This window comes from Brevundimonas sp., assembly GCF_035998205.1.
Taxonomy (GTDB): domain Bacteria; phylum Pseudomonadota; class Alphaproteobacteria; order Caulobacterales; family Caulobacteraceae; genus Brevundimonas.
On the sequence record NZ_DASYHT010000003.1, the window covers coordinates 76,067 to 95,298 of the forward strand.

General features: G+C 71.6%; 18 protein-coding genes. 13 read left to right on the forward strand and 5 right to left on the reverse strand.

Features of this window, described 5'->3' with window-relative positions:
- Nucleotides 1-69: 69 nt before the first annotated feature.
- The 9 genes from VGN74_RS02205 (at nt 70) to mutL (ending at nt 10,459) form a co-directional block, all read left to right on the forward strand.
- Nucleotides 70-1,056 (forward strand): RcnB family protein, encoded by a 987-nt coding sequence (locus tag VGN74_RS02205; protein ID WP_327445722.1) that lies wholly within the window; start codon nt 70-72, stop codon nt 1,054-1,056.
- A 68-nt stretch (nt 1,057-1,124) separates the two neighbouring features.
- Nucleotides 1,125-1,763, forward strand: coding sequence for a glycerol-3-phosphate 1-O-acyltransferase PlsY (gene plsY / locus VGN74_RS02210; RefSeq protein ID WP_327445723.1), 639 nt, complete (start codon nt 1,125-1,127; stop codon nt 1,761-1,763).
- Nucleotides 1,760-2,845 carry a DNA-processing protein DprA gene (dprA, locus tag VGN74_RS02215; protein WP_327445724.1) on the forward strand — a complete coding sequence of 362 codons (1,086 nt, stop codon included), beginning with the start codon at nt 1,760-1,762 and terminating at the stop codon, nt 2,843-2,845. The genes plsY and dprA overlap by 4 nt, the downstream gene beginning before the upstream one ends.
- A gap of 113 nt (nt 2,846-2,958) precedes the next feature.
- Nucleotides 2,959-5,565 (forward strand): type I DNA topoisomerase, encoded by a 2,607-nt coding sequence (gene topA / locus VGN74_RS02220; RefSeq protein WP_327445725.1) that lies wholly within the window; start codon nt 2,959-2,961, stop codon nt 5,563-5,565.
- A 195-nt stretch (nt 5,566-5,760) separates the two neighbouring features.
- Complete coding sequence (locus tag VGN74_RS02225; RefSeq protein ID WP_327445726.1) at nt 5,761-6,828, forward strand: glycerophosphodiester phosphodiesterase family protein; 1,068 nt, start codon at nt 5,761-5,763, stop codon at nt 6,826-6,828.
- Between the two features lie 49 nt (nt 6,829-6,877).
- Nucleotides 6,878-7,405 (forward strand): signal peptidase II, encoded by a 528-nt coding sequence (gene lspA, locus VGN74_RS02230; protein ID WP_327445727.1) that lies wholly within the window; start codon nt 6,878-6,880, stop codon nt 7,403-7,405.
- 65 nt (nt 7,406-7,470) lie between these two features.
- Complete coding sequence (locus VGN74_RS02235) at nt 7,471-8,040, forward strand: DUF3035 domain-containing protein (RefSeq protein ID WP_327445825.1); 570 nt, start codon at nt 7,471-7,473, stop codon at nt 8,038-8,040.
- Nucleotides 8,041-8,097: 57 nt separating this feature from the next.
- A complete protein-coding gene (locus VGN74_RS02240; protein ID WP_327445728.1) occupies nt 8,098-8,550 on the forward strand; it encodes a PaaI family thioesterase in 453 nt (150 codons plus the stop codon).
- 43 nt (nt 8,551-8,593) lie between these two features.
- Nucleotides 8,594-10,459 carry a DNA mismatch repair endonuclease MutL gene (gene mutL, locus VGN74_RS02245; RefSeq protein ID WP_327445729.1) on the forward strand — a complete coding sequence of 622 codons (1,866 nt, stop codon included), beginning with the start codon at nt 8,594-8,596 and terminating at the stop codon, nt 10,457-10,459.
- 5 nt (nt 10,460-10,464) lie between these two features.
- On the opposite strand, the gene VGN74_RS02250 is transcribed toward mutL, so the two are convergent.
- The 3 genes from VGN74_RS02250 to ykgO all read right to left on the reverse strand — a co-directional run bounded on the left by VGN74_RS02250 (nt 10,465) and on the right by ykgO (nt 11,424).
- Nucleotides 10,465-10,791: a hypothetical protein gene (locus VGN74_RS02250; RefSeq protein WP_327445730.1), complete on the reverse strand. Its 327-nt coding sequence runs from the start codon at nt 10,789-10,791 to the stop codon at nt 10,465-10,467.
- A 27-nt stretch (nt 10,792-10,818) separates the two neighbouring features.
- A complete protein-coding gene (locus VGN74_RS02255; protein WP_327445731.1) occupies nt 10,819-11,091 on the reverse strand; it encodes a DUF2312 domain-containing protein in 273 nt (90 codons plus the stop codon).
- A 207-nt stretch (nt 11,092-11,298) separates the two neighbouring features.
- Complete coding sequence (gene ykgO / locus VGN74_RS02260) at nt 11,299-11,424, reverse strand: type B 50S ribosomal protein L36 (RefSeq protein ID WP_031448545.1); 126 nt, start codon at nt 11,422-11,424, stop codon at nt 11,299-11,301.
- A gap of 404 nt (nt 11,425-11,828) precedes the next feature.
- On the opposite strand from ykgO, the gene VGN74_RS02265 reads away from it, so the two are divergent.
- The 4 genes from VGN74_RS02265 (at nt 11,829) to VGN74_RS02280 (ending at nt 15,500) form a co-directional block, all read left to right on the forward strand.
- Nucleotides 11,829-13,115 carry a lytic murein transglycosylase gene (locus VGN74_RS02265; protein WP_327445732.1) on the forward strand — a complete coding sequence of 429 codons (1,287 nt, stop codon included), beginning with the start codon at nt 11,829-11,831 and terminating at the stop codon, nt 13,113-13,115.
- Between the two features lie 81 nt (nt 13,116-13,196).
- The gene (bcp, locus tag VGN74_RS02270; RefSeq protein ID WP_327445733.1) at nt 13,197-13,661 is read left to right on the forward strand and encodes a thioredoxin-dependent thiol peroxidase; all 465 of its coding nucleotides are present in this window, start codon (nt 13,197-13,199) and stop codon (nt 13,659-13,661) included.
- 161 nt (nt 13,662-13,822) lie between these two features.
- Nucleotides 13,823-14,962 (forward strand): M23 family metallopeptidase, encoded by a 1,140-nt coding sequence (locus tag VGN74_RS02275; RefSeq protein ID WP_327445734.1) that lies wholly within the window; start codon nt 13,823-13,825, stop codon nt 14,960-14,962.
- The gene (locus VGN74_RS02280; protein WP_327445735.1) at nt 14,952-15,500 is read left to right on the forward strand and encodes a polymer-forming cytoskeletal protein; all 549 of its coding nucleotides are present in this window, start codon (nt 14,952-14,954) and stop codon (nt 15,498-15,500) included. The genes VGN74_RS02275 and VGN74_RS02280 overlap by 11 nt, the downstream gene beginning before the upstream one ends.
- A 49-nt stretch (nt 15,501-15,549) precedes the next feature.
- Here the strand turns inward: VGN74_RS02280 and prfB are convergent.
- Nucleotides 15,550-16,675, reverse strand: a protein-coding gene (gene prfB, locus VGN74_RS02285) for a peptide chain release factor 2 (RefSeq protein ID WP_327445736.1) whose coding sequence is annotated in 2 segments (ribosomal slippage) — nt 15,550-16,605 and nt 16,607-16,675 — 1,125 coding nt in all. Because the reading frame shifts where the segments join, the coding sequence is not laid out codon by codon here.
- 68 nt (nt 16,676-16,743) lie between these two features.
- Nucleotides 16,744-19,170 carry a penicillin-binding protein 1A gene (locus VGN74_RS02290; RefSeq protein WP_327445737.1) on the reverse strand — a complete coding sequence of 809 codons (2,427 nt, stop codon included), beginning with the start codon at nt 19,168-19,170 and terminating at the stop codon, nt 16,744-16,746.
- Nucleotides 19,171-19,232: the final 62 nt, after the last annotated feature.

Genomic DNA, 19,232 nt, shown 5'->3' on the forward strand with positions numbered 1-19,232 from the left:
TGGGTTCATCCCGCCCGCGGCACCGTCAAGGTCGATCGCCAGGTGGGGCCCGGCAGGACGAAGGACACCATGAAACAGTGGCTGATGATGGCGACGGCGGCCGGGGCCCTGGCCCTGCCGGCCCTCGCGACCTCACCGGCTTACGCCCAGGATGCGGGCGAACCGGAGCTGCAGATGCAGCGGGAGGCGCGCCAGGAGATGCGCACCGAACGCCGCGCCGAGCGTCAGGAACGGCGCGAGTTCCGCAACGAGGCGGCCCCCGAGACGCGCAACTTCCGGCAGGAGCGTCGGGAGAACCGGCAGGAATTCCGCCAGGAACGCCGGGAGGATCGTCGCGAGAACCGGCAGGAGCGGCGGGAAGACCGCCAGGAGTTCCGCCAGGATCGCCGTGAGGATCGCCGCGAGTTCCGAAACGACCCCACGCCCGACCGGCGGGAGTTCCGCCAGGAGCGGCGGGAAGATCGCCAGGAATTTCGCCAGGATCGCCGGGAAGACCGGCGCGACTTCCGTCAGGATCGGCGCGATGACCGTCAGGAGTTCCGCCAGGATCGTCGAGAAGACCGCCGCGACGACCGCCGGGATCGTCGTGACGACCGGCGGGATGATCGCTGGGATCGCCGCGACGACCGGCGCGAGTTCCGGCAGGACCGGCGCAGCGACCGCTGGGAGTATCGCCGCGACCGCCGGGACTTCCGGGAGTTCCAGCGCAGCTGGAACCGCGATCGCTGGCGCTCGGACTGGTCGCGCCGTCATCGCGACAACTGGTGGCGGTCGCACAACTGGTTCCGGGACTACTCCGGCGTCCGTGTCGGCTTCTACTTCGCGCCGGGCTACGGCTACTATCAGGTTCCGCGCAACTATTGGGGCGTGCGCTGGTCTGCCGGGCAGTACCTGCCGTCGGTGTTCTGGCGCTACCGCCTGAATGACTGGTCCTGGTACGGCCTGCCCTGGCCGCCGGTCGGAACGCGCTGGGTCTATGTCGACAACCACGCCTATCTGATCGACGAGTACGACGGCTACATCCTCGACGTGGTCTGGGACGTCTGGCGCTGGTGACGGCGCGCTGACGGGGCGGCGGACCCTGTGCTAGAGAGCGCGGGACTCACTCTCGAAGGACCCGCTGCGTGCAGGATCTCGCCGCCCTCGCCTATGTGACCCTCGGGCTGGCCGCCCTTGGCGGCTATCTGCTGGGCTCCATCCCCTTCGGCGTGGTGCTGACGCGCCTCGCCGGGGCCGGCGACGTGCGCCAGATCGGCTCCGGCAACATCGGGGCCACCAACGTCCTGCGCACCGGGCGCAAGGATCTGGCGCTCGCCACCCTGCTGCTCGACGCCGGCAAGGGCGCCGCCGCCCTGCTCATCGCCCGCGCCCTGTTCGACAATGAGGCGGTGGCCGCCGTCGCCGGCGGATTCGCCTTCCTCGGCCACCTGTTCCCCGTCTGGCTGGGGTTCAAGGGGGGCAAGGGCGTCGCCACCTTCTTCGGCCTGCTGCTCGCCGCCGCCTGGCCCCTCGGCCTGGTGGCCGGGGCGACCTGGCTGCTGACCGTGGCCGTGACACGCATCTCCTCGACGGGAGCCCTGGCCGCCGCCGCCCTGACGCCGGTCTACGCCGCCTGGGCCCTGCCTGCCCTCGGCGTCCCTGTCAGCCCGTCGGTCCTCGTCCTGTCCATCCTGACCGGCGTGCTCATCTATATCCGCCACCGCGAGAACATCGCCCGGCTGATGGCCGGGGGCGAGCCGCGCATCGGGGCGCGCAAGGCGTGACCGCGCCGGCCCCGGCCGAACGTCTGGCGCGGCTGCGGCTGGCGCGGACGGATCGGGTCGGGCCGGTGACCTTCCGGGAGCTGCTGGCGCGCTGTGGCTCGGCCGAGGCGGCGCTCGACGCCCTGCCCCACCTCGCGCGCCGCGCCGGCCGTCCCCTGACCCCCTTCACGGCGGCCGAGGCCGAGCGCGAGCTGGAAGCCGGAAGTCGGCTGGGGGCCCGACTTCTGGTGCTGGGCGATCTCGACTTCCCGCCGCAGCTGGCCCGCATCGACCCGCCCCCGCCCGTGCTGTGGGCCCTCGGCCGGGCCGAACTCCTCTCCACCTCTGCCGCCGTGGCTCTGGTCGGGGCCCGGATCGCCTCGGCCGGCGGCCAGCGCATCGCCCGCGGCCTCGCCCTCGGACTCGGAGAGGTGGGCGTCGTCGTGGTCTCCGGCATGGCCCGCGGCATCGACGCCGCCGCCCATGAAGGGGCCCTCCCGACCGGGACGGTGGCCGTGCTCGGCGGGGGGATCGACGACATCTATCCGCCCGAGCACGCCGACCTCTATCGTCGCATCGCCGAGGCCGGCTGCGTCCTGTCCGAGAGCCCCGTCGGGGCACGGGCCCAGGCGCGCGACTTTCCCCGCCGCAACCGGTTGATCGCCGGCCTGTCGCAGGCGGTAGTGGTGGTCGAGGCGGAACTGCGCTCCGGCTCCCTGATCACCGCGCGGCTCGCCGCCGAGCAGGGCCGCGAGGTGTTCGCCGTGCCGGGCTCGCCGCTCGATCCCCGATCGCGCGGCGTCAACGATCTGCTGCGGCAGGGCGCCCATGTCTGCGAGGGAGTCGAGGACATCCTGCGCGAACTGCGGCCGGACAGCGCCCTCGACGAACCGGGCGAGCCGTTCGACGGGCCTGCGCCCGACCCGGTCGACGACGCCCTCGTCGAGCGGGTGGCGGCCCTGCTGTCGCCGACGCCGACGCCTCGCGACGAGCTGGCCCGCGCCCTCGGCGCCCCGGTCGGCGCGGTCAGCGCAGCCCTGCTCGAACTGGCCCTCGCCGGCCGCGCCGAGCTGCTGCCCGGCGGGCTCGTCAGCCTCCCGTAGCCGGCTCCCCCGGCCGCGAATTCGGGACCGCGGCAAGGGCGTGATTGACACCGGACGCGGCGACAACCACGTTCGCGCCCCTCTCCGGCCCGTCCAGGACGCCTCCCTCCCCCATGAATCTCGTCATCGTCGAGAGCCCCGCAAAGGCCAAGACCATCAACAAGTACCTCGGTCCGGACTACAAGGTCCTGGCCTCGTACGGCCACGTCCGCGACCTGCCGTCGAAGGATGGCTCGGTCCTGCCCGACGATGACTTCGCCATGAACTGGGAGGTCGACGCCAAGGCCGCCAAGCGCCTGTCGGAGATCGCCGAGGCCGCCAAGGGCTCCAGCCGCGTCATCCTCGCCACCGACCCCGACCGCGAGGGGGAGGCGATCAGCTGGCATGTGCTGGAGGTGCTGCAGAAGAAGCGCGCCCTCAAGGACACCGAGGTGCAGCGCGTCACCTTCAACGCCATCACCAAGGGCGCGGTGCTGGAGGCCATGGCCCAGCCGCGCCAGATCGACATGGAGCTGGTCGACGCCTACCTGGCCCGCCGCGCGCTCGATTATCTGGTGGGCTTCACCCTCTCGCCGGTGCTGTGGCGCAAGCTGCCGGGCGCGCGCTCGGCCGGGCGGGTGCAGTCGGTCGCCCTGCGCATCGTCGTCGATCGCGAGATGGAGATCGAGCGGTTCCGGCCGCAGGAATACTGGTCGGTCGAGGCCGATCTGGTGGCCGACAGCCCGCCCTTCCTGGCGCGTCTGGTCAAGCATGAGGGCAAGCGCGTCCAGCGGCTCGACATCCGCGACGAGGCCACGGCCCAGGCGGCCCGTGCGGCGATCGCCGCCGGCGGCCTGACCATCCGCGCCATCGAGAAGAAGCCGGTGCGCAAGAGCCCGCCGCCGCCCTTCACCACCTCGACCCTGCAGCAGGAGGCGGCGCGCAAGCTCGGCTTCACCGCCCAGCGCACCATGCAGGCGGCGCAGCGGCTGTATGAGGGCGTCGACGAGACCGGCGGCCTGATCACCTACATGCGGACCGACGGGGTGGCGATCAGCCCGGAGGGCCTGGCCCAGACCCGCGAGGTGATCGGCGATCGCTTCGGCCCGGCCTACCTCCCGTCCGAGCCGCGCTACTACAAGTCCAAGGCCAAGAACGCCCAGGAGGCCCACGAGGCCATCCGCCCGACCAACCTGACGCGCCACCCCGACAGCGTGCGGCTGGAGAGCGACCTGCAGCGGCTTTACGAGCTGATCTGGAAGCGCACCGTCGCCAGCCAGATGGAGCAGGCGCGGCTGGACCGCACCAGCGTCGAGATCGAGACCGCCGACGGCCGCACCGGCCTGCGCGCCACCGGTCAGGTGGTGGCCTTTGACGGCTACATGGCGGTCTATGAGGAGGGCCGTGACGACCGCCCGCGCGCCGGCGCGGACGACGAGGAGGATGAGGGCGGCCGTCTGCCCGCGCTGAAGGAAGGCGCGACGGCGAAGGTCGAGGCGATCCGCACCGAGCAGCACTTCACAGAGCCGCCGCCGCGCTACTCCGAGGCCACCCTGGTCAAGAGGCTGGAAGAGCTGGGCATCGGTCGCCCCTCGACCTACGCCTCGATCCTGACCACCCTGCGCGACCGCGACTATGTCCGCATGGACAAGAACCGCTTCATTCCGGAGGACAAGGGCCGGCTGGTCACGGCCTTCCTCGAGCAGTTCTTCCGCAAGTGGGTGGAGTACGACTTCACCGCGGCGCTGGAGACGCGGCTGGACGAGGTCTCGGCCGGCGAGCTCGACTGGAAGGCGCTGCTGCGCGAGTTCTGGACCGATTTCCACGCCGCCACCCAGGCCGCCGGCGAGCTGCGCACCACCGCCATTCTCGATCATCTGAACGAGGCGCTCGGCCCGCACATCTTCCCGGACAAGGGCGACGGGAGCGACCCGCGCACCTGCCCGTCCTGCAGTGAGGGCCGGCTGAGCCTGAAGACCAGCCGCTTCGGCGCCTTCATCGGCTGTTCGCGCTATCCCGACTGTCGCTACACCCGCCCGGTGTCTGCCCCGGACGCCGAGGGCGGCTCTGCCGGCGGCGGCGACCGCGAGCTGGGCCCCGATCCGGTCAGCGGCGCGCCGGTGCACCTGAAGATCGGCCGCTTCGGCCCCTATGTGGAGCTGACGGTACCGGGGGCGGACAAGCCCCGCCGCTCGTCCCTGCCCAAGGGCTGGAGCCCGGCCTCGATCGATCTGGAGCGAGCCCTGCGGCTGCTGTCGCTGCCGCGCGAGGTCGGCGTGCACCCGGAGGACGGCAAGCCGATCAGCGCCGGCCTCGGCCGTTTCGGGCCCTTCGTCTCGCACGCGGGGACCTACGCCAACCTGTCGGACATCGAGGAGGTGTTCGACGTCGGCCTGAACCGCGCCGTGGCCCTGCTGGCCGAGAAGCGCGCCGGGCGTCCCGGCCGGGGCTCGGCCGCCGCGCCGCTGAAGGAGCTGGGGCCGCACCCGGACACCGGCGAGGCCATCCAGATCATGGCGGGCCGCTACGGCCCCTATGTGAAGATGGGCAAGGTCAACGCCACCCTGCCCAAGGGCACCGAGCCCGAAGCGGTGACCCTCGAGATCGCCCTGCCCCTGATCGCCGCCAAGGCGGGCAGCAGCGGCAAGGCCGGGGCGAAGAAGACGGCGGCGAAGAAAGCCCCGGCGAAGAAGCCGGCCGCGAAAAAGGCGCCGGCGAAAAAGAAGGCGAAGGCGGAGTAGGCCCCTCCGTCTCGCCGGCTTCGCCGTCGATCCACCTCCCCATTGCATGGGGAGGAGAAACGCCTTTCCTCCCCACGCAGTGGGGAGGGGGGGCCGCCGCCGGCGTTGCAGCGGCCCGGCCGCGATGCGGCCGGGGTGCGGTGGAGGGGCAAACCCGCCCGAACGCCTGTCACACGCCCCCCCTATCCCGGCGGCATGATCCGCTTCATCCTGCCGCTTCTGCTTGTGCTCGCCGGAAGCCCCGCCGTGGCCCAGACGCCCGTCCCCCTGCCCGACCGGCTGGTGATTGCCCACCGCGGCGCCTCGGCCGAGCGCCCGGAGCACACCCGGGCCGCCTATGCGCTGGCCATCGCCCAGGGGGCCGATGTGATCGAACCGGACCTGGTCATGACCCGCGACGGCGTGCTGGTGGCGCGGCACGAGAACGAGATCGGCGAGACCACCGACGTCGCCGATCGCCCGGAATTCGCCGACCGGCGGCGCACGGGCCTGATCGACGGCCGACCGGTCAGCGGCTGGTTCACCGAGGACTTCACCCTCGCGGAGCTGAAGACCCTGCGGGCGCGTGAGCGCCTGCCGGCCTTGCGCCCGGCCAGCGCCGCGTTTGACGGGGCCGAGCCGATCCTGACCTTCGAGGAGGTGCTGGACCTCGCCGCCGAGGCCAGCCGCCGCACCGGCCGGACCATAGGCGTGGCCCCGGAGCTCAAGCACCCGACCCACTTCGCGGCCCTCGGGCTCGACATGGAGGCGGCGCTCGTCACGGTCCTCTCAGCGCGCGGCCTGACCGGGGCCGACGCCCCGGTGCTGATCCAGTGCTTCGAGGTCGGGCCGCTGGAACGGCTGGCGCAGCGCATCGCTACCCCGCGGTTGCAGCTGATCGCCCCGGCCGGGGCCCCGGCCGACCGGGCGGACCTGCCCTACGCCGCCCTGCTGACCGACGCCGGCCTCACCCGGGTGCGGACCTACGCCACCGCCATCGGCGTCGAGACCGGCCTCGTCCTGCCGCGCACCGCCGACGGCGCCCGCGCCCCCGCCACCGACCTCGTCGCCCGCGCCCATGCCGCAGGCCTGAAGGTCATCGCCTGGACCTTCCGGCCGGAAAACCTGTTCCTGCCGACAGATCTGCGTCGGGGAGATGCGGCCGCGCCGGACTTCGCCGCACAGCCCGGCGGTTTCGAGGCCTGGCTGACGGACGGCTGGCGCGCAGGGCTGGACGGGCTGTTCACCGACCTTGTGCCGCCGGCCGTAGCGACGCGTCCCTGATGATCGCGGGCGCTAGCGCAACCGCGGCCGTTCCTGCTACTCGCCGGACATGAGACTCCCGCGCATCGCCTGGGCCGCCTACGGCTTCGCCCTCGCCATCATCATCGTCGACCAGATCACCAAGGCCCTGATCCTGGGCTCGGCCGACATCGCCGATCCGCGCCTGATCCCGGACGGCTATCGCTTCGCCGAGGTGATTCCCGGCATTCTCGACCTGACCATGGTGCGCAACACCGGCGTCAGCTTCGGGCTGTTCGGCGGCGGCGAGGCGCGCTGGCCGCTGACCCTGTTCGCCATCGTGGTGTCCGGGGCCCTCGCCGTCTGGGCGCTGCGGACCCAGCGTCGCACGCTGATCACGGCCATCGGCCTGGTCATGGGCGGGGCGCTCGGCAATGTCATCGACCGCGTGCGCTTCGGCTATGTGGTGGATTTCGTCGACTTCTCCGACACGGGCCTGTTTCCCTGGGTATTCAACGTCGCCGACAGCGCCATCACCATCGGCGTGCTGCTGCTGATCCTCGACAGCCTGCGTCCGGAGACCCCGGCCAAGGTTGGCGCGGCCCCCGAAAAGTCGTAATCACCCGCTTCTGAATGACCCTGCGCCCGCACTTAACGGGCGCCTGGAAAGGCCGCCCGATCGTGATCACCGCCCGACGTCTCGCCGCCCTGACCCTCACCGCCGCCGCGGCCCTCGCCGCCGCCGGATGCAGTAGCGGCATGCGCCAGAGCATCGGCCTGACCAAGGTCGTGCCGGATGAGTTCGTCACCGTCTCCACGGCGCCCCTGACCATCCCCCCGGAGTACGGCCTGCGTCCGCCGTCGCCCGGCGAACCGCGCCCGCAGGAGCTCGCGCCGGAAAGCGCCGCCCGCCAGATCCTGCTGGGCCAGCGCCAGGCCGTGACGCGCACCCCGGGCGAACAGGCCCTCGTCGTGGCCGCCGGCGGCGACCGCGCTGACCCGCTGGCCCGCTATGTCGTCGACGACGAGTTCGGCGACCTGGCCCACAAGGAAGAAGGCTTCGCCAACCGCATCCTGTTCTGGCGCCGCAACGCGCCGGAAACCCAGACGGCCACGACCGTAGCCGGCCCGGACGGCGCGATCACCGTCGACGCCAGCAGCGAGGCGGCCCGCCTGCAGGCCCTGACCGGCGGCAACCAGGCCATCACCATCCAGCCGCGCAACGACCGGGGCTTCAAGCTGCCGGGCCTCTGAGCCCGGTTTGCCTGAGCCCTTTCCGCGTCTAGGCTGAGGCTCCTGCAGGAGCCCCGCATGACCGATTCCGCCGTCGATTTCCGCGAGTCCGGCCTCGACGCCCTGCGCGCCGTGGTCGAGGGCCGCCGTCCCGAGATCCCCATGGCGCGGACGCTCGGCTATCGCCTCATCGAGGTCGAGGAAGGCCGCGTGGTGTTCGAAGGCGAGCCCGGGTCTCACGTCCTCAATCCGATGGGCACGGTGCACGGGGGCTGGGCCGCGACCGTGCTGGATTCCTGCGTCGCCTGCGCCGTCCATTCGACCCTGAAGCCGGGACAGGCCTACACGACACTGGAGCTGAAGGTCGCCTACCATCGCGCCATGACGCCTGACATCGGCACGGTGCGCGCCGAGGGCGTCGTCCTTTCGGTCGGCCGCCGCGCCGGCTTCGCCGAGGGCAAGCTGATCGGCCCCGACGGGAAGCTCTACGCCTCGGCCACCTCGACCTGCATCATCATGGACGCGCGCTGAGCCCGCCGGGCCGGCCCAGAATCAGCGGATAACCGGCGATCCCATGCCCATCCGCCGCCTCCCTCCCGAGACCGTCAACCGCATCGCCGCCGGCGAGGTGATCGAGCGGCCGGCCAGCGCGGTCAAGGAGCTGGTCGAGAACGCGCTGGACGCCGGCGCCACCCGGATCGAGATCCAGGCCGACGGTGGCGGCCTCAGCCGCATCCTCGTCGCCGATGACGGCAAGGGCATTCCCGAGGCCGAGCTGCCACTCGCCATCGAGCGCCACGCCACCTCCAAGCTGGAGGCGGATGACGCCGGCGACGTCGATCTGCTGCGCATCCACACCCTCGGCTTCCGGGGCGAGGCCCTGCCCTCGATCGGCTCGGTCGCCCGGCTGAGCATCGCCAGCCGCGCCCGCGGCGCCGAGGCGGCGTTTGTGGTCGCGGTCGAGGGCGGCCAGGTGCGCCCCACGGCCCCCGCCGCCTTTCCCGGCCCGAACGGGGCCCGGGTCGAGGTGCGCGACCTGTTCTTCGCCACCCCCGCCCGCCTCAAGTTCATGAAGTCGGAGCGGGCGGAGGCCATGGCCATCTCCGAGGAGATCAAGCGCCAGGCCATGGCGCACGAGGCTGTGGCCTTCACCCTGACCCTCGACGGCCGCACGACGCTCAGGCTGCCCGCCGAGCCGGCCGGGGACGGCGGCCGCCTGCGCCGGCTCGCCGCCCTGCTGGGCCGCGAGTTCGAGGACAACGCCCTGCTGATCGACCAGATCCGCGACGGGCTGCGCCTGTCCGGCTTCGCCGGCCTGCCGACCTATTCGCGCGGCAACGCCAGCCACCAGTATCTGTTCGTCAATGGCCGGCCGGTGCGCGACCGGCTGCTGCAGGGCGCGATTCGCGGGGCCTACGCCGACTTCCTCGCCCGCGACCGCCACCCGGCGGCGGCGCTCTATCTCGACCTCGATCCGCTGCTGGTCGATGTGAACGTGCACCCGGCCAAGGCGGAGGTGCGCTTCCGCGATCCGGCGCTGGTGCGCGGCCTGATCGTCGGAGCCCTGCGCCACGCCCTCGCCGGCGCCGGGCACCGCGCCTCGACCACGGTGGCGAGCGACGCCCTCTCAGGCTTCCAGGCGGGCTTCCAGCCAGGCGTCCAACCCGGCGGCGGCGCTCCGGCCTGGAGCCCGTCCCGGCCGTCAGCGGCCGGTTACTCCGGCTGGACCGGCTGGACCGCCCCGGCCGCCGCCGCCCAGGTCCTGCCCGGCCTCAACGAGCCCTCGGCGCGAGTGGAAACGCCGCCCCCCCTGCTCTCACCCGACCCGTTCGCCGGACCGGTGGGCGACGCCGACATCGACCGGCCGCTGGGCGCCGCCCGAGCCCAGCTGCACGCCAACTACATCGTGGCCCAGACGCGGGACGGCCTGGTCATCGTCGACCAGCACGCCGCCCACGAGCGGCTCGTCTATGAGCGGATGAAGGCCCAGATGGCCGAAGGAGCGGTGACGCGGCAGGCCCTGCTGGCCCCCGAGGTGGTCGAGCTGGACCCGGCCGAGGCCGAGCGGGTCGCCGCCCGGGCCGGGGAGCTGGCCGAGCTGGGCCTCGTGGTCGAGGCCTTCGGCGGCGGCGCGGTGCTGGTGCGCGAGACGCCGGCCCTGCTGGGGACCGTCGATGTGCAGGGGCTGGTGCGGGACATCGCCGACGACCTGTCGGAGCACGGCGCGGCCCTGTCGCTGAAGGAACGGCTGGCCGAGGTGTGCGGCACCATGGCCTGCCACGGCTCGGTACGGTCCGGGCGCGTGCTGTCGGGGCCGGAGATGAACGCCCTGCTGCGCCAGATGGAGGCGACGCCGCACTCGGGCCAGTGCAACCACGGCCGCCCGACCTATGTGGAGCTCAAGCTGGCGGATCTGGAGCGGCTGTTCGGCCGTCGCTGACGGGCTCAGTCCGGGCGTTTCGGACGACCCCACCGCCGGGCGGCGTCGCCCTTCGGCTCCCCCTTGGCCTTGGCGGCGATTTCCTTGAGCTTGCGGCCCTGCAGGGTCGACAGGGCCTGGCCCGGCGCGCCCTTTTCGGGGTCGCCGAAGGCGCGCCCGTGGCTCTTCACCCGATCGGACACCGAATCGAGGAACTCGCCTTCCCACTCGGACAGGGCCACCCCCGCCTTGTCCGCCGCGCGCCGGGCGCGGCGCAGGGCGTTCAGGGCGGCCCGCTGGGCCGCCTTGCGCTGGGCCTCGAAGGGACTGTTTGACGGCGGCTTGCGCTTCACGCCGTCAGTCTAGCAGGTTCAGGCCGTTCAGGCCTCGCCGAGGGCCGACAGGTACAAGTCGAGGATCGCTTCCTCCTCCTGCCGCTTGGCCCGGTCCTGCTTGCGGATGCGCAGCACCTTGCGCAGCGTCTTGACGTCGTAGCCCTCGCCCTTGGCCTCGGCGAAGACCTCCTTCATGTCGGCCATGATCGCCTGCTTGTCCTCCTCGAGCCGCTCGAGGCGCTCGACGATGGTGCGCAGGCGGCCCTGGGCCGAGGCGGTCAGGACATCGGGATTGGTGAAGGCGGCGTCGTCGGCCATCTGAATTCCTCCGGGGCCGGCGGCCCGTCTGTGCGGCCCGCGGCGCGGCCGGCGGGCAGGTCGGCGCTCCGGTTAACCCCGCTGTCGGGCAGGCTCAACGGCGAACGCGAAAAAGGCTGCGGATCATCTCCGCAGCCTTGGGATAACCCGGCGATCAGGCCCGGGCGGCGCGCGCGGCGCCGCTCACGGTCACCCGACGTGAGGGCCTCAGCCCTGCTTGGCCTTGAAGCGCGGGTCGGTCTTGTTGATGACGTAGACGCGGCCCTTGCGGCGCACGACCTTGCAGTCGCGGTGGCGGGTCTTCAGCGACTTCAGCGAGCTACGGACCTTCATGGTCGTCAGGGCCTCGAAAGCGAAAATAGAAAAGCCGCTCGGTCGGACCTCGCGGCGAGAGGGGGCGTATAGATAGCCCGGAGAGCGAGGTCAACACCCGAAAGGCCCGCCCCGCCCGGAAAAAGCCGGCCCCTGCAAGCGTTGCGAATAGTCGGGAGATGGAGGCCTGGCCTCCGAGTCGAACGGAGGGTTTGCGGGGTTGCACCCCCGCCGCGTCGCCACTCCGCCACCAGGCCGCTGAGTGCACCTCCGCGCTTAGACGCCTGCGACAGGCTGACGCAAACGGAAAGAGGGTTAACCCGATCGTCTGGCGAGAACGGCGCGCGCAGCTCCCCCGAGAGGCGTCTTTCCGCTCGCGCATCTGTGAGGTCGGCAATGGGCCCGAAGCAGCCTACACTGGCCCCATGCGACCCCGTCTCCGCCTGCTCCTCATCGTGTCCGTCGCCGCCTGCGCGCCCATGCTGCCAGAGCCGCCGCCGCTGCCGGTGTTCGCGCCACCGCCTGAAGCCCCGGCGCCCGCACCCGCCGCGCCCGTCGCCGCGCCGGCCCAGCCTGCAGCGCCGGCGGCGCGCGACGCGATCGACTTCGAGACGTGGAAGGCGGGCTTCCTCGCCCGCCACGGCGGCGACCGCCAGGCCGCCTACGCCGCCCAGCTGGAGGGCCTGACGCCCGATCCGACGGTCGTCCGCCTCGACGGCAACCAGCCGGAGTTCTCGCGGCCGCCCGGCGCCTACGTCCAGAACGCGGTCAGCGCCGCCCGCGTGGCCGAGGCGCGCCGCCGCACCGACGCCGTGCCGTGGGAAGTGACCCAGCGCTTTGGCGTCCCGGCCGAGATTCTCGTCGCCATCTGGGCCCAGGAGAGCTCCTTCGGCCGGGTGCAGGGCGACATGGACGTGATCCGCTCCCTCGCCACCCTCGCCTGGGAAGGGCGCCGCCGCGACTGGGCCGAGGGCCAGCTGAAGCATGCGCTGGACATCGTCATCGACGGCCGCCGCGACCGGGCCGGGCTGAAGGGCAGCTGGGCCGGGGCCATGGGCCAGACCCAGTTCATGCCCGACAACTACCTGCGCCTCGGCATCGACCAGGACGGCGACGGCCGGGTCGACATCTGGGGGTCGCAGACCGACGCCCTTGCCTCTGCGGCCAATCTGCTGGCCAACGCCGGCTGGAAGCGCGGCCAGACCTGGGGCTACGAGGTGCTCCTGCCGGAAGGCTTTGACTACGCCGAGGCCGAAGGCCCGCGCCATCCGTGGAGCTTCTGGGCCGCCCGCGGCGTGCGCCTCGCGCACGGCGGCGCCCCGACCGACGCCGAGGCCGCCGAGGGCGCCGCCATTCTGCTGCCTCAGGGCGCACGCGGCCCGGCCTTCCTCGCCCTGCCCAACCACTATGTGATCCGGGCCTACAACAACTCGGTCAGCTACGCCCTGGCCATCGGTCTGACCGCCGACGGCGTGCAGGGCAGGCCGGGTTTGGTCACGGCCTGGCCGGACGATGCGCCCCTGTCACGGGAGCAGCGCATCGGCGCCCAGCGCGCCCTGACGGCGCTCGGCTACGACACCCGCGGCATCGACGGGGTCGTGGGGGCCAACACCCGCGCCGCCCTGCGCCGCTGGCAGGCGGCCGCCGGGCGTGTGCCCGATGGGTATCTGACCGCCGCCCTCGCCGACGAGCTGATCGCCCTCGCGCCCTGACCAGCTGCGACGACAACGCGGCTGCGAGCGCCTGCGCCAGGGTCTAAGGCGGCGGCGACATCTTATCCAAGGGAGGCCCTCATGCCCGACATCACCCCCGGCGTCGCCGCGCCCGCCGTCGATCTGCCCGCTGACAGCGGAGGTCGCTTCCGCCTCGCCGACCACGCCGGCCAGTCGGTGGTGCTGTACTTCTACCCCAAGGCCGACACGCCGGGTTGCACCAACGAGGCCAAGGATTTCAGCGAGCACATCGCCGCCTTCCGCGCCGCCGGCGCCGTGATCGTCGGGGTGTCGAAGGACGCGGTGAAGAAGCTCGACAGGTTCAAGGCCAAATACGACCTGCAGGTCACCCTCGCCTCCGACGAGACCGACGATGTCTGCGAGCGCTACGGCGTCTGGGTCGAGAAGAGCATGTACGGCAAGACCTACATGGGGATCGAGCGCGCCACCTTCCTGATCGGGCCCGACGGAACCGTGCGCGAGGTCTGGCGCAAGGTCTCGGTCAAGGGTCACGCCGAGGCTGTTCTGGCCTCACTCGGCGGCTAGACCGAAGTTCGACAGCGCGAATCTTCGCCCCTCAGGCGAAAATGCGGCGACCGGGCTCGTGCTTCAGTCGTTGCAGCGCGGAAATGATGGTTAACTGTTCGTGAACTCCCTTGCCCCCCGGGACGCCATTCGGGATAACTCCCGGCGTCCGGGGGGTGTGCATGAGTAACTCGTCTGAACCTCGTCGTCGTCTGCTCGCGGATATCTGGTTTCCGGAGCGGCATCTCTACATCCGTTCGAACGGAGAGATCCGCGGCTACGTCCTGACCACCGGCCGCCAGATGGCGCTGGCCGCGGTCGCCGTGATCGGCGGTGTCTGGGCCCTGATCGCCAGCGGCGGCTTCCTGTTCAATCTCGCCTACCAGAGCCAGGCCGAGGATGCCGTGGCCCGCGCCCGCGCCGCCTCCGAGCGGGTCAATGCTGACCTCCAGGCCCGCCTCGACAGCGCCGTGCTGCGCATGTCCTCCACGACGGGGTCGCTGGAAGAGACCGCCGACATGGTCGAGCGGCGCCACGCGGCGCTGGTCAACGTCATGGGCATGTTCCGCGACGTGCAGGGCGCCGAAACGGCGCTGCGCCCCTCCCCGCCGGTCGAAAGCGCCAATCCGGTCGTGCGCATCGCGGCGGTCAAGCTGGACCAGGAGCGGCTGCTGGCCCGGGCCGAAGGCTTCGCCGAAAGCCGGGCCGAGCGCCTGCGCCTCGCCTTCCGCCTCGCCGGACTGAATCCGTCGGCCTACTTCGACGCCTCGGCGGCGCTGGGCGGGCCGCTGGTGCAAGGGGATGACCCCGAGGCCCTCGCCGCCGTGCTGGACGTGGACGAGGCCTTCGCCGCCCGGATCCAGCGCGCCGCGGACGACCTGACAGAAATGCGCGGCCTCGCCGACGCCGCCTCGGCGCTGCCCTTCGGCCGCCCGGCCGAGGCGCGCACCACCTCCGGCTTCGGCCTGCGCTTCGATCCGTTCAGCCGCCGCCCGGCCCTGCACCAGGGTCAGGACTTCGCGGCGCCGCTGAACACCCCGATCCTGGCCACCGCCCCCGGCGTCGTCGCTTTCGCCGGCGTGCGTTCAGGCTATGGAAAGACCGTTGAGATAGACCATGGGGACGGTTTCAAGACGCGCTACGCCCATCTGAACTCCATCACTGTCCAGCCCGGCCAGCGGATCGCGCTTGGCCAGCGTCTGGGCGGCATGGGCACGACCGGCCGCTCGACCGGCGTTCACCTGCACTACGAGGTGTGGATGAACGGCCGCCCCCAGAACCCCGCCCGCTTCATCCGCGCAGGAGATGAACTTGTTCAATAAGTCCAAAGCCCCGACCCCGGAGCGTCAGGCCTCGCCGACGCCGATCCCGCCGCTGCCGGACCTGCCGGCTCCCGGCCAGACCGCCCGCGTGGCCCCGGCCCCCGCGCCGGTGCCCGCGCCCGCCCGCGGCCTGTCCACCCTGTCCTCGGATCTGACCTTCGAAGGCAATGTCAGCGGCCAGGGCGATCTGCAGATCGACGGCCAGGTGAAGGGCGACGTGAAGGTCGGCCGCCTGATCATCGGCGAGACCGGGGCCATCGAGGGCGGCGTCAGCGCCGACTACATCGAGGTCCGCGGCCGCATCGTCGGCGCCGTCTCGGGCAAGCAGGTCAAGCTCGTCTCGACCGCCTATGTCGACGGCGACATCACCGCCGAGCAGCTGTCGATCGACATCGGCGCCTACTTCCAGGGCCGGGTGCTGCAGGGCCGCCGCGAGGCGCCGAAGCCCGCCGCCGCGCCGACCCCGCCGCCGGCCGCCGCGCCCGAGCCGCCGCAGGCTCCGGCCGCCACCATCATCGACATGAAGCCGGCGGGCTAAGGTCAGGAAAACCCATCTCCCTCCCCTTCAAGGGGAGGGAAAGCGCCCCCTACTCCTCCGCCGTCGACCCGCGCGTGGCGCCGACACGCGCCGCCAGCGCCGCGCCCATGAAGGCGTCGAGGTCGCCGTCGAGCACGCCCTGGGTGTCGGACGTCTCAACGTTCGTGCGCAGGTCCTTCACCATCTGGTACGGCTGCAACACGTAAGACCGGATCTGGTGACCCCAGCCGATATCGGTCTTGGCGTCGGCCAGGGCCTGGGCCGCCGCCTCACGCTTCTGCAGTTCGAGCTCGTACAGGCGCGCCCGCAGCATCTTCCACGCCTGGTCGCGGTTCTGGTGCTGTGAGCGGCCGGCCTGGCAGGCCACCACCGTATTGGTCGGGATGTGCGTCAGGCGCACGGCCGAGTCCGTCTTGTTGACGTGCTGGCCGCCCGCACCCGAGGCCCGGTAGGTGTCAGTGCGCACATCCGCCGGATTGATCTCGATCTCGATGGCGTCATCGACCACCGGCGAGACCCCGACCGAGGCGAACGAGGTGTGGCGCTTGGCGGCGGCGTCATACGGACTGATGCGCACCAGCCGGTGCACGCCGGACTCCGACTTGAGCCAGCCGTAGGCGTTGGGCCCCTTGATCTGCACCGTGGCCGACTTGATGCCGGCCTGTTCGCCGGACTCCTCGGCCTCGACCTCGACCTCGTAGCCATGGGCGCGGGCCCAGCGCGTGTACATGCGCAGCAGCATGCCGGCCCAGTCGTTGGACTCGGTGCCGCCGGCCCCGGAGTTGACCTCCAGATAGGCGTCGTTGCCGTCGGCCTCGCCGGACAGCAGCGCCTCCAGCTCGGCGCGGGCGGCGCGGTCCTTGATGGCCCGCAGGCTGGCGCGGGCTTCCTCGAGGGTGGCCTCGTCGCCTTCCTCATCCGCCATCTCGGACAGCATCACCCCCTCCTCGAGGGCGGTCGCCATCTCGCGCACAGCCGTGATCTGGGCCTCGAGGCGCGAGCGTTCGCGGCTCACGGCCTGGGCCTGTTCGGGATTGTCCCACAGGGTCGGGTCCTCGACCCGGGCGTTCAGCTCATCGAGCTTTCGGAGGGCGACATCCCAGTCAAAGACGCCTCCTGAGCAGAGCGAGGCTCTGCTCGATGTCGGCCTTCATGGCCTCGACATCCAGTCTCATGGATTACTCCGGTTCTGATCGAGGGACCGAGATAGAGAGCTCCGGCCCCGAGGGAAAGCCCGCGTGGGTCAGTACAGGCCGCTGAGGTCCTCGGCCGGCTGCTTCTCCGGCGGCGGCGGGGTCGCCGGCTCCGGCGCCGTCGGCACGGTGACCGGCTGGCCCGCCGCCTCCTGCTCGCGCCTCAGCACGTCATAATAGCTCACCGGCCCGTCCTCCTCCTCGACGATGACCTCCTCACGGGCGCGCTCGGTGCCCGGCCGGAAGGCCTCCTCGATGCCGTTGACGGTGCGGAAGATGGCGTTGCGCGGCCGCACGAACGGGCGCGCCGGGGTTTCGCGCAAGGCCGTGCGCATGAACTCGGTGAAGATCGGCAGGGCCGAGGAGGCGCCCGCCTCGCCCGAGCCCATCGGCCGGTTGTCATCAAAGCCGACGAAAACCCCGACGACGATGTCGGTGGTGAAGCCGACGAACCAGGCCGAGCGGTACTCGTTGGTCGTGCCGGTCTTGCCGCCGACCCAGCGCCCGAGACCGCGCGCCGAGGCCGCGGTGCCGCGCTGGACCACACCCTCGAGCATGGAGCTGATCTGATAGGCGGTGATGGGATCGATCACCTGCTCGCCGCGCGGCGTCAGGCGCGGCGACTCCTGGCCGCTGAAGCCCCGACGGCAGGTCCGGCAGTCCCGACGGTCAGCGCGGTAGATCGCCTCCCCGTCCCGGTTCTGCATGACCTCGATCATGTAGGGATCAATGCGGCGGCCGCCGTTGACAAAGGCGGCGTAGGCGGCGGTCAGGCGGTAGGGCGTGGTCTCTCCCGCCCCGAGCGAGATCGACAGGTTGGGCGGCAGGTCGTCGGCGATGCCGAAGCGCGCCGCGTCGCGCACGATCTCGGCCATGCCCACCTCGTTGGCCAGACGCACCGTCATGACGTTGCGCGACAGCTCAAGCCCGCGTCGCAGGGTCTGCTCGCCGTAGAACTCACGGCTGTAGTTCTGCGGCGTCCAGCGCGTGCCGTTCGGCCCGCCGGGGAAACTGATCGGCGCGTCGAGGATGATCGAGGCCGGCGTGAAATCGCCTTCCAGCGCCGTGGCGTAGACGAAGGGCTTGAAGGCCGAGCCGGGCTGCCGCCGCGCCTGGGTGGCACGGTTGAAGCTCGAGAGGGCGTAGGAGTAGCCGCCGACCATGGCCAGCACCCGGCCGGTCTGGGGGTCGATGGCCACCAGCGCCCCGTTCACCGCCGGCACCTGGCGCAGGGCGTACTGATCATCGCGCGGCTCGACGAAGATCAGGTCGCCGCGCTGCAGGCGACGGTTGGCGTTGGCCCAGGCGGCGTCCGCCGTCACCAGCAGACCGGCGCTGTCGTCCCGGGCGATGCGGACGCGCACCGTATTGCCGGACACGGTCTCGACCGCGGCCGCAAGCCAGGTGCGACGCTCCGGCGGGACCTGTCGCGCCTCGGCCTCCTCACGCCAGTTCGGACCGAAGTCGGTCGTGCCCCACGGGCCTCGCCAGCCGTGGCGACGGTCGTACATCTCGAGACCGCGCATCAGCGCCTCGCGCGCCGCCGACTGCAGGGTCGGATCCAGCGTCGTGCGCATGTAGAGGCCGCCGCGATTGACCTGGGCCTCGCCGAACAGGGCGATGGCCCGACGCCGGGCCTCCTCCACGAAGAAGTCGGCGTCCTGGTACTGGGCGCGACGGGGGGCTTCCTGGGTCACCAGAGGCCGCGCCTGGGCCGCCGTCGCCTCTTCGCGGGTGATGAAGCGGTTGTCGGCCATCTCGCCCAGCACCCAGTCGCGCCGCACCTTGGCGGCCTCGGCCCGGCGGATCGGGTGATAGTTGTTCGGTCCCTTGGGCAGGGCGGCGAGGAAGGCCGCCTCCTCGACCGTCAGCTGGCTCAGCGACTTGCCGAAGTAATTGAAGGCGGCCGAGGCCACGCCATAGGAGCGGTAGCCGAGGAAAATCTCGTTCAGATACAGCTCGAGGATCTGCTCCTTGGTCAGCGTCGCCTCGAGGCGGCTGGCGAGGATGGCTTCCTTGAGCTTGCGGTTGAGGCTCGATTCGCTGGTCAGCAGAACGTTCTTGGCCACCTGCTGGGTGATGGTCGACCCGCCCTCCAGCCGGCGTCCGGTCAGGACGTTGAAGACGTTCTTGGCCATGGCCCGGCCGATGCCCGAGACGTCGATGCCCCCGTGCTGGAAGAAATTGCGGTCCTCGGCGGCGAGGAAGGCCTGCACCACCGGGGTCGGGATCTGGTCATAGGAGACGTAGATCCGCCGCTCCTCGGAGTATTCGCCGATCAGGGTGCCGTCGGCGGCGAACACGCGCGTCGCGGTGGCCGGACGATAGTCCGCCAGCTCCGAGGCGTCGGGCAGGTCATGGAACAGCCAGGCGGCGTAAATGGTCACCAGCACGCCGGCCAGGGCGATGCCGCTGAGCAGGACGAGGCCCGCCGCGACAAACCACTTCTGCTGAATCTCGATGGCCGGCAGCTTCACCGCGCGCTCCGATTGACGCCCGGTTCGGGTTTAGCCCGCGTCGGCGACGGCGCAAAGGCCCG

What these genes read in the sequence shown, in the direction of transcription:
- VGN74_RS02205 (WP_327445722.1), top strand. Translation starts at nt 70, where the DNA reads ATGAAACAGTGGCTGATGATGGCGACGGCGGCCGGGGCCCTGGCCCTG.
- topA (WP_327445725.1), top strand. Translation starts at nt 2,959, where the DNA reads ATGAATCTCGTCATCGTCGAGAGCCCCGCAAAGGCCAAGACCATCAAC.
- VGN74_RS02225 (WP_327445726.1), top strand. Translation starts at nt 5,761, where the DNA reads ATGATCCGCTTCATCCTGCCGCTTCTGCTTGTGCTCGCCGGAAGCCCC.
- lspA (WP_327445727.1), top strand. Translation starts at nt 6,878, where the DNA reads ATGAGACTCCCGCGCATCGCCTGGGCCGCCTACGGCTTCGCCCTCGCC.
- VGN74_RS02240 (WP_327445728.1), top strand. Translation starts at nt 8,098, where the DNA reads ATGACCGATTCCGCCGTCGATTTCCGCGAGTCCGGCCTCGACGCCCTG.
- mutL (WP_327445729.1), top strand. Translation starts at nt 8,594, where the DNA reads ATGCCCATCCGCCGCCTCCCTCCCGAGACCGTCAACCGCATCGCCGCC.
- VGN74_RS02255 (WP_327445731.1), bottom strand. Translation starts at nt 11,091, where the DNA reads ATGGCCGACGACGCCGCCTTCACCAATCCCGATGTCCTGACCGCCTCG.
- ykgO (WP_031448545.1), bottom strand. Translation starts at nt 11,424, where the DNA reads ATGAAGGTCCGTAGCTCGCTGAAGTCGCTGAAGACCCGCCACCGCGAC.
- VGN74_RS02265 (WP_327445732.1), top strand. Translation starts at nt 11,829, where the DNA reads ATGCGACCCCGTCTCCGCCTGCTCCTCATCGTGTCCGTCGCCGCCTGC.
- bcp (WP_327445733.1), top strand. Translation starts at nt 13,197, where the DNA reads ATGCCCGACATCACCCCCGGCGTCGCCGCGCCCGCCGTCGATCTGCCC.
- VGN74_RS02275 (WP_327445734.1), top strand. Translation starts at nt 13,823, where the DNA reads ATGAGTAACTCGTCTGAACCTCGTCGTCGTCTGCTCGCGGATATCTGG.